Genomic DNA, 300 nt, shown 5'->3' with positions numbered 1-300 from the left:
AGTAAGAAACGTTTCAATGCAGCGGAACATCTGGTGCATACAACGAAACGGAATCCGGCCCGGTTTGATTTTGATTTCTGCTTTCCCAAGATGCCATCCTATTTCAGACGGGCGGCAGTCCAGCATGCGCTTGGGAGTGTATCTTCTTATCGGACGCGTCTGGAACAGTGGAAAGCAGAGGGACAGAAAACGGGAAAGCCGTATCTGAAAAGTGAACAGTATGCCATGCCTGTTTTTTACCACGATATCATGTACCGTGAAAACACAGAAGAGAAAGATGCGGCCTTTTTAAAACTGTAC

At 46.7% G+C, this 300-nt stretch carries 1 pseudogene; it reads left to right on the top strand.

Going from position 1 to position 300, the window contains the following annotated elements:
• Nucleotides 1-300, top strand: a pseudogene (locus DWX00_RS19435) (IS200/IS605 family accessory protein TnpB-related protein); the annotation flags it as partial.

Origin of the sequence: Blautia sp. AF17-9LB, assembly GCF_003479185.1 — a bacterium.
Classification (GTDB): Bacteria; Bacillota; Clostridia; order Lachnospirales; family Lachnospiraceae; genus Fusicatenibacter; species Fusicatenibacter saccharivorans.
This window is presented reverse-complemented; position numbering and strand designations above follow the sequence as displayed.